Origin of the sequence: Streptomyces sp. NPDC049577 (assembly GCF_040675635.1) — a bacterium.
GTDB lineage: Bacteria > Actinomycetota > Actinomycetes > Streptomycetales > Streptomycetaceae > Streptomyces.
Window position 1 is genome coordinate 1 of sequence record NZ_JBFAPH010000301.1, and the last position, 7,744, is coordinate 7,744.

Sequence of the window (7,744 nt, forward strand, 5' to 3'; positions counted from 1 at the left end):
GGGTGCGCCTCGACCGCAACGAGCTGCGGGACGTGACGGCCGAGATCGAATGGGCCAAGGTCACCCAGACCGTCCCGGAGGACTACCCCGCGGCCGCCGCGAAGGCCGGCCGCGAGGTGCCCCGCGACCCGGCCGAGACCTCCCGGATCTACGCGACGTACGAGCAGCTCAAGCGCGACCGCGGCGTGATCGACTTCGAGGACGTGCTGCTGCTCACCGTGGGTGTGCTCCAGGACCGGCACGACATCGCCGAGACCGTCCGCCGCCAGTACCAGCACTTCGTCGTCGACGAGTACCAGGACGTCAGCCCCCTGCAGCAGCGGCTGCTGGAGCTGTGGCTGGGCGACCGGGACAGCCTGTGCGTCGTGGGCGACGCCAGCCAGACGATCTACTCGTTCACCGGCGCCACCCCCGACCACCTGCTGAACTTCCGCACCCGGCATCCGCACGCCACCGTCGTCAAGCTCGTCCGTGACTACCGCTCCACCCCCCAGGTGGTGCACCTGGCCAACGGGCTGCTCTCCCAGGCGCGCGGCCGTGCCGCGGAGCACCGGCTGGAGCTGGTCTCGCAGCGCCCGGGCGGACCGGAGCCGGTCTACGCCGAGTTCGCCGACGAGCCCGCGGAGGCCGAGGGCACGGCCCGGCGCGTGCGGGAGCTCATCGACTCCGGCGTCCCCGCGAGCGAGATCGCGATCCTGTACCGCATCAACGCCCAGTCCGAGGTCTACGAGCAGGCGCTGGCCGACGCCGGTGTGCCCTACCAGCTGCGCGGCGCCGAGCGGTTCTTCGAGCGCCCGGAGGTGCGCGAGGCCCAGCTGCTGCTGCGCGGCGCCGCCCGGGCCGGGCGCGGCGCGGACGCCCAGCTCGCCGACGCGCTGGACCTGCCCTCGCAGGTGCGGGCCGTGCTGGGCACCCGTGGCTGGACGCCGGAGCCGCCCGCCGGCTCCGGAGCCGTCCGCGACCGCTGGGAGTCCCTCGCCGCCCTGGTGCGGCTCGCCGAGGACTTCGCGCGGGCCCGGCCGGACGCCGCCCTCGCCGATCTGGTCGCCGAGCTGGACGAGCGGGCGGGCGCCCAGCACGCGCCGACCGTCGAGGGTGTGACTCTCGCCTCACTCCACGCCGCCAAGGGCCTGGAGTGGGACGCCGTCTTCCTGGTCGGTCTCACCGAGGGCATGCTGCCGATCACCTACGCCAAGACCGACGAGCAGATCGAGGAGGAGCGCCGCCTGCTCTATGTCGGCGTCACCCGCGCCCGGGTGCATCTGACGCTCTCCTGGTCGCTCTCGCGGACCCCGGGCGGCCGTCCCTCCCGGCGGGCCACCCGCTTCCTCAACGGGCTGCGGCCCGGCTCGGCGGCGCCCCGCCCGGGCGCCGCCCCGGCGCCGGTCCGGGGCGGTGTCGAGCGCGGTGCCGTCCGCCGGGTGCGGGGTTCCGCGCGCTGCCGGGTCTGCGGCCGGACGCTGATCGACGCTGGCGAGATCAAGCTGATGCGCTGCGAGGACTGCCCCGCCGAGCTGGACGAGGCGCTCTACGAGCGGCTCCACGACTGGCGTGCCGAGCAGGCCCGCCGGCTCGGCCAGCCCGCTTTCTGCGTCTTCACCGACAAGACGCTCCTCGCGATCGCCGAGGCCGTGCCGGGAACCGAGGCGGAGCTCTCGCGCATCTCAGGAGTGGGGAAACGCAAGCTGGAGAAGTTCGGCGCCGAGGTCCTGACCCTGTGCGCAGGCGGAGATCCGGCCTCGGACGAGACGTCCCCGAACGCCTCGGAAGACTCTCCGGAAAAATAGTTTGCGCGCGCGGACGGCCTACCCATAGCCTTCCGAGCAGGAAACGACGGGTCCTTCCGGGAACCGCCGGCTCCGTGCTGTACTGAACCGAAAACCGTACCGGACTGGTCCCGCACCGGTCCCCGAAGACGCCGAGAGGAGGCGGAGACAATGATCAGCTTTATCGCCAGCAACAAAATGACCGATCGCCCGGTCGTCGCCGCCTGCACGCTCGGCGCCGCCTTCGGCCCGTTCCAGGGCACCGGTCTGCTCGGCTCCGGCCTGTTCGCCGGCGGTCCGTCCGTCGTCGGCTCCGCCGTCTCCGAGAAGCGACCGACGCAGGCGCCGGTGGTAGCGGCTGCAGCGCAGGCAGAGGCCCAGGCCTATGCCCTCGCGGCGGCGGCCAATGGCGCCGAATCCCGGAACGAACTGACCAAGCAGCACCCGAACCTCTCGATGTGGGCCTTCCGTGGGCTCGAACCCTGGAGAGATCCAGCCTGATCGGCATGATCAGGTCGGCACCTTCCAGGGCCGCGGAACCCACACCGGGATCCGCGGCCCTTCTGTTTGCCCCCAAGCCCGGGGGAAGCCAGCCCGGCCACCAGCCGGAACGACAGACGAGGAAATGGACACCGTGCACATCAAGGCACACACCCCGTCAGTAGCCACCGACCTGATCCCCCCGCCCGTCCCCACGGAGGACTCCTTGACCCCCCTCACCGCCCTGACCGACCTCGACGAGGCGATCGAGAACCTCGACGTCCCGGTCCCCTGCCGCAGCTATGACCCCGAGGTCTTCTTCGCCGAGTCCCCGGCCGACGTCGAGTACGCGAAGTCCCTCTGCCAGACCTGCCCCCTGCGCGAGGCCTGCCTGGCCGGCGCCAAGGACCGCCGTGAGCCGTGGGGCGTCTGGGGCGGCGAGCTCTTCGTCCAGGGCGTGGTCGTCGCCCGCAAGCGGCCCCGTGGCCGCCCGCGCAAGAACCCGGTCGCCGCATGAACGTCATCGGCACCATCGACCGCCCCACCACGCACAACCCCCAGAAGCAGGATCCGACGATGCAGCACCCGTCCGCCGAGCCATTCGGCCACAACGCCCCCACCCGTGACACCTCCGGCGCACTGAAGTCGCGCCAGAACAGGACCCTCGAAATGCAACTCATCCCAGAAGCCCTGGCGCGAGCCCATATGCACGAAAGGCTGCGGGAAGCCGACGGCGAGCGCCGGGCCGTGCGGCTCGCCGCCGCCCGGCGCATGCAGCGGCGCGCCGAGCGCGCCTCGCTGCGTGCCCGCCGCGCCCTGGCCATGGCCCTGATGCACTGAGCCACCGAGCCGGACGCGCACAACGGAACTCGCGCGACAGCAACCACGCCCGCGGGGCCGGTCCACAATGGACCGGCCCCGCGCGGCGTTCACGTTATGTATTCGCATGGCGACGCAGAGTGCGTCATGCGGTCTTGTGGCGCTCCCGGAGATATCGTCTGGGAGTGGACCAGAAGACGCATGATTCAGTGCAGTTGGACCCTGAGGCCACCGAGAACGCCGAGAAGATCACGTGCGCTCGCTGTGGCACCACCGCCGCCGACGGTACGCCGCCGACCTGGACCTGCTCCTTCGAGAACGGCAGTCGCCACTACTTCTGCGACGACTGCGCCCGCGCCAACCTCAGAGCCATCGAGGGCCGGCTCGACTCCGCCTGGTGGTGAGACCCCCGTACCGGCCGGGGCCCGAGCCGTCAGGCCGGCGTCTCCTGCCCCCGGCTCTCCACCGCGAACCCGGGCACCCACGCCTCCATCTCGTCCCGCAGCCGCACCGTCGCCCCCAGCTGGCACAGCACTCCTATGGTGCTTGTCGTCACCCGGTGAATCAACAGATATGCCGGCGGCAGGTTCAGCTGACGCGCCAGCTGATAGGCCGGTGACCTGGGGTCGGCGATCCGGGTGGCCTGTGCCCGCATCCAGTCGCGGGTGAAGGTGAACTCCTCCGTCTGCGCGGGCTCGATGATCGGCAGCAGATACTCCAGCACCGCGCCCGGGTCGAGCTCGATCTCCGGCTTGACGAACCCCTCCTCGCGGAGCAGCTCGTGCACCGCGTCGGCCTCCCCGTCCAGGGTGAGCCGGAGCGCGGTGCCGATCTCCGTGGGCAGACCCTGCGGCAGCCGGTCGACGGTGCCGAAGTCCAGTACGCCCAGCCGCCACTTCTCCGGCGGACCGTCCGGGGCATCACCCGTCACCAGCCGGAAGTTGCCCGGGTGGGGGTCGGCGTGCAGCAGCCCCGTGCGGGCCGTGCCGGAGAAGAGGAACCGCGCCAGCAGCTGCCCGGCCCGGTCCCGCTGCTCGCGCGTGCCGTCGCTTATGACCTCGGACAGCGGGATGCCCTCCAGCCACTCCGTCACCAGCACCTGGTCGCTGTGGTGCACCACGTCCGGCACCACCACGTCGGGATCCCCCGCGAACTCCTCGGCGTGCGCCCGCTGGGCCCGCGCCTCCAGCTCGTAGTCCAGCTCCTCGGAGACCCGGTCGCGCAGCTCGGAGATCAGCGGCTTGATGTCCATCCCCGGGATGAGCGGCCCCAGCAGCCGGGCGAAACGGCCCAGTTGCGTCAGGTCGGACAGCAGCGCCTCGCCCGCGCCCGGGTACTGCACCTTGACCGCGACCCGGCGCCCGTCGTGCCAGACGGCCCGGTGCACCTGGCCGATCGACGCCGCCGCGGCCGGCTTGTCGTCGAACTCCTCGAAGAGATCCCGCCAGTCCTCCCCGAGCCGCTCGGCCAGCGCCGCGTGCACCGACGCCACCGGCATCGGGGGAGCCGCGTCCTGAAGCTTGGTGAGCGCGGCGCGATAGGGCCCGGCCACCTGCTCGGGAAGCGCCGACTCGAAGACCGACAGCGCCTGACCCAGCTTCATTGCACCGCCCTTGAGCTGGCCCAGCGTCGCGAACAACTGCTCGGCCGTACGCTGCTGCAGCTCCGCCGCGATCATCTCGGCCGGCCGTCCGCCGATGCGTTTTCCGAGCCCGAGCGCCGTGCGCCCCGCGAACCCCAAGGGCAACGCGGCCAGTTTGGCGGTACGGGTGACCGCTTTGCGGGGAAGATCGGACATGCGCCCCTCCAACTAGCTGAACAGCCACGCCGCGGACGGCGGTTACCCGGGCATTGTCCCGTGCGGCGGTCCCGCCGCCGCCCGGGCACGTTCCGGATCCGGCGAACCGGCCGCACCGCACGGACACCGCGGATGCGGTTCCACGGGCCGTGGCGTCCAGGCCGGCCCGGGCAGCGCCAGTTCGAGCCGGACCCCGGCGCCCGGCTCCGGATCGCCGTCGACAACGGCCAGCGCACGCGTCACCGCCAGGCCCGCCACCACCGTGGCCAGTGCCATGTCGCACGACGGTACCCCCGAGCCCCGGCCGGACCGCCACTGGGCGAGCATCCGCGGCCAGGCCGGGTCCCGTTCGGCCCGGTGCAGCTCGACACAGCCCGCACAGGCCGACCCGCCCGGCAGCACCAGCGGACCCACCACCCCCGTCGCCTCCAGGACGCCCGCGTACAGCACCGGCGTGCCGCCGGCGAGGAACTCCTCGGCCGCGGCCGGGTCCGGCGCGTACGCCGCCAGACCGTCGCGCGGCGCGAACACCACCAGCGCCAGCGGCGGATCCTCCCCCGGACCGGCGCCGCCGCCCTCCGGGCCGCCGCCCCGGCCGCCCGCGCGGGAGCGGGGCGACGGCGCGGGGGCCGACCGGCGCACCACCTGCCGGGCGGCGGCGTCCCGCCGCTCCCCGATCCGCTCGGGGCACAGCCCGCCTGGACCCACGTCCCACGGCTCCACGCAGCCGCCGTCCAGCACATCGACCCGGCCCACCCCCGAGGCGGACAGCAGCGCCGCGATCGCCGCCCCCACGCGGCCGGTGCCGCGCACCTGCACCCGGGCCGACCGCCGGGCCGCCATCACCCGCATCGCGGCGCCCGGCCCGTGATGCAGCACCGACAGCGAGGCCAGGTCGGGCCGCAGCCGGTCCACGGCGGCACCCCGGCTCCGCAGGGCGGCGGCCCCCGCACCCCCGCCGCGCGGATCGTCCACCAGCCCGGCCCCGGCCAGCCGCTCCACCACCGCGTCGGCCAGCTCCTCGGGCAGTCCCAGATCCCGCGCGCCCTGCCGGAGCAGCGGCAGGCCCCGCGTCCCGTCGAGCAGGCCCAGGAAGCAGCCCGTCGCCGTGTCCAGCGGGCCCACCACCACGGCGTGGGCCGGGGCCACGCCGAACTGGACGGTGTCCCGGTCGCGCCAGGCCCGCCGCAGTGCCGGCTTGAGCATCGGATGCGCGGAGTCCCGAGGCGGGGACGCCGGTCCGGCCGCCTGCCGCCCCCGCGGCGCCGGTACCGCTCGCCGGGCCTGTGTCGTCTGCCGCGTCTGCGTGGTCCGCATGGTTCCCCCTCGGTCGTCCCCCGGTCGTCCCTCGGCCCGGAACACCCGGCCGAGAGCAGCATGACGGCCCTCGCCGCTCACCGCCCGGCGTTGTCCACAGGGCCGGAGTGATAGTCGTACTAATCCGGTCCCGCTCCGGGCTCCCGGGTTGTTTCCGCCCCCGACCGACCCGGTGGGCGGACTTCGCGCGCCGCCAGCGGGTAACGTCGGGGCGTGCCCGCCGACCCGTCCCGGCGCTTCGCCGGGGAGACCCCACTGAACAGCGCCCCGAGACCGGCGCGCCGTGCGTCGAGCCCGCTCGCGGGCGGCTCGGGGGCCGGTGCCGCGATCGAGGTCCGCCGGAGCGCGCGCCGCCGCAGGACCGTCTCCGCCTACCGCGAGGGCGACCGCACGATCGTGCTCATCCCCGCCCGCATGTCGGACGCGGAGGAGAAGCGCTGGGTGGGCGTGATGCTCGACCGGCTCGCCGCGCAGGAGAGCAAGCGCGTGCTCGGCGACGACGCGCTGGCCGAACGGGCCGGACGGCTCTCCGCGCAGTACCTCGGCGGCCGCGCGCGCCCCGCGACGGTCCGCTGGGTCACCAACCAGAACACCCGCTGGGGATCCTGCACCCCCGCCGAGGGCAGCATCCGCCTCTCCCACCGGCTCCAGGGCATGCCCGAGTACGTCGTGGACTACGTCCTCCTCCACGAGCTGGCGCATCTGCTCGTACCCGGTCACGGCCCGGACTTCTGGCGGCTGCTGGAGTCGTATCCGCGCACCGAACGGGCCCGCGGCTACCTGGAGGGCGTGGTCGCCGCCGACCGCTTGCCGCACCTTCCCGCCGCCCGCGGCGAGTGACCCCCCGGGCCCCGGGATCACGCGCTGTCGCCGTCAGCCGTTAGCCTGACGCAACGCACTCGCCACAGCTTCGGATGGGGGACGGTCGTCACGCATGGCCAGGGAATTCCAGCGCGGCCACAAGGCCAAGATCAGCGACCTGACGGCGGGGACCGATCTGTACGTGGGAGTGCAGATCGGCGGCCCCGGCCTGACCTTCGACATCAGCTGCTTCGGCCTCGACGCCGACGAGCGGCTCTCGGACGACCGGTACTTCGTCTTCTTCAACCAGCCGAAGTCGCCCGAGGAGGCGATCCAGCAGCTCGGTCCGCAGGCCGGTGACACCGACTCCTTCCGTGTGACGCTCGACCGCGTGCCCGCGCACATCCGCAAGCTCGCCTTCACGGCGACGATCGACGGTGACGGCCTGATGTCCCAGGCCGGGCCCGGCTATCTGCGCGTGGTCGCCGGCGGCGTCGAGGTCGCGCGGTACTCGTTCACCGGCGCGGAGTTCACCACCGAGCGCGCCGTGATGCTCGCCGACGTCTACCTCAAGGACGTCTGGCGGTTCGCCGCCGTCGGACAGGGCTTCGACGGCGGCCTGGACGCGCTGCTGCGGAACTTCGGCGGCGAGGTCCTGGAGGAGGAGCCCGCCCAGGCCTCCACTGGACAGCCCTCCGGAGCGCCGGCTCCCGCGCCCGCCTTCGCGCCCCCCGCCGGCCCGGTGAGCGCGCCCCCGGCCTTC

9 protein-coding genes are annotated in these 7,744 nt (G+C 73.5%); 7 read left to right on the forward strand and 2 right to left on the reverse strand.

Going from position 1 to position 7,744, the window contains the following annotated elements:
• The 5 genes from AB0K09_RS26110 to AB0K09_RS26130 form a co-directional block, all read left to right on the forward strand.
• On the forward strand, positions 1–1,787 hold a 1,787-nt coding region (locus AB0K09_RS26110), incomplete at its 5' end, for an ATP-dependent DNA helicase UvrD2 (RefSeq protein WP_366067836.1).
• 150 nt (positions 1,788–1,937) lie between these two features.
• A complete protein-coding gene (locus AB0K09_RS26115; RefSeq protein WP_366067837.1) occupies positions 1,938–2,267 on the forward strand; it encodes a hypothetical protein in 330 nt (109 codons plus the stop codon).
• Between the two features lie 133 nt (positions 2,268–2,400).
• Positions 2,401–2,763 carry a WhiB family transcriptional regulator gene (locus AB0K09_RS26120; protein WP_366067838.1) on the forward strand — a complete coding sequence of 121 codons (363 nt, stop codon included), beginning with the start codon at positions 2,401–2,403 and terminating at the stop codon, positions 2,761–2,763.
• A complete protein-coding gene (locus AB0K09_RS26125) occupies positions 2,760–3,086 on the forward strand; it encodes a hypothetical protein (protein ID WP_366067839.1) in 327 nt (108 codons plus the stop codon). The genes AB0K09_RS26120 and AB0K09_RS26125 overlap by 4 nt, the downstream gene beginning before the upstream one ends.
• Positions 3,087–3,274: 188 nt before the next feature.
• Positions 3,275–3,469, forward strand: coding sequence for a hypothetical protein (locus tag AB0K09_RS26130; RefSeq protein ID WP_366067840.1), 195 nt, complete (start codon positions 3,275–3,277; stop codon positions 3,467–3,469).
• Positions 3,470–3,498: 29 nt separating this feature from the next.
• Here AB0K09_RS26130 and AB0K09_RS26135 read toward each other — a convergent pair whose 3' ends face one another.
• Both AB0K09_RS26135 and AB0K09_RS26140 read right to left on the reverse strand, forming a co-directional pair.
• Positions 3,499–4,863 carry an AarF/ABC1/UbiB kinase family protein gene (locus tag AB0K09_RS26135; protein ID WP_366067841.1) on the reverse strand — a complete coding sequence of 455 codons (1,365 nt, stop codon included), beginning with the start codon at positions 4,861–4,863 and terminating at the stop codon, positions 3,499–3,501.
• A gap of 42 nt (positions 4,864–4,905) precedes the next feature.
• A complete protein-coding gene (locus AB0K09_RS26140) occupies positions 4,906–6,069 on the reverse strand; it encodes a ThiF family adenylyltransferase (protein WP_366067842.1) in 1,164 nt (387 codons plus the stop codon).
• 324 nt (positions 6,070–6,393) lie between these two features.
• On the opposite strand from AB0K09_RS26140, the gene AB0K09_RS26145 reads away from it, so the two are divergent.
• Positions 6,394–7,020: a M48 family metallopeptidase gene (locus AB0K09_RS26145; RefSeq protein WP_366067843.1), complete on the forward strand. Its 627-nt coding sequence runs from the start codon at positions 6,394–6,396 to the stop codon at positions 7,018–7,020.
• A 94-nt stretch (positions 7,021–7,114) separates the two neighbouring features.
• Positions 7,115–7,744 (forward strand): TerD family protein (locus AB0K09_RS26150; protein WP_366067844.1); only part of this gene is annotated, 630 nt, incomplete at its 3' end.

Excerpts from the sequence above, each read along its gene's own strand:
- AB0K09_RS26115 (WP_366067837.1), top strand. The coding sequence starts at position 1,938 with ATGATCAGCTTTATCGCCAGCAACAAAATGACCGATCGCCCGGTCGTC.
- AB0K09_RS26125 (WP_366067839.1), top strand. The coding sequence starts at position 2,760 with ATGAACGTCATCGGCACCATCGACCGCCCCACCACGCACAACCCCCAG.
- AB0K09_RS26135 (WP_366067841.1), bottom strand. The coding sequence starts at position 4,863 with ATGTCCGATCTTCCCCGCAAAGCGGTCACCCGTACCGCCAAACTGGCC.
- AB0K09_RS26140 (WP_366067842.1), bottom strand. The coding sequence starts at position 6,069 with ATGCTCAAGCCGGCACTGCGGCGGGCCTGGCGCGACCGGGACACCGTC.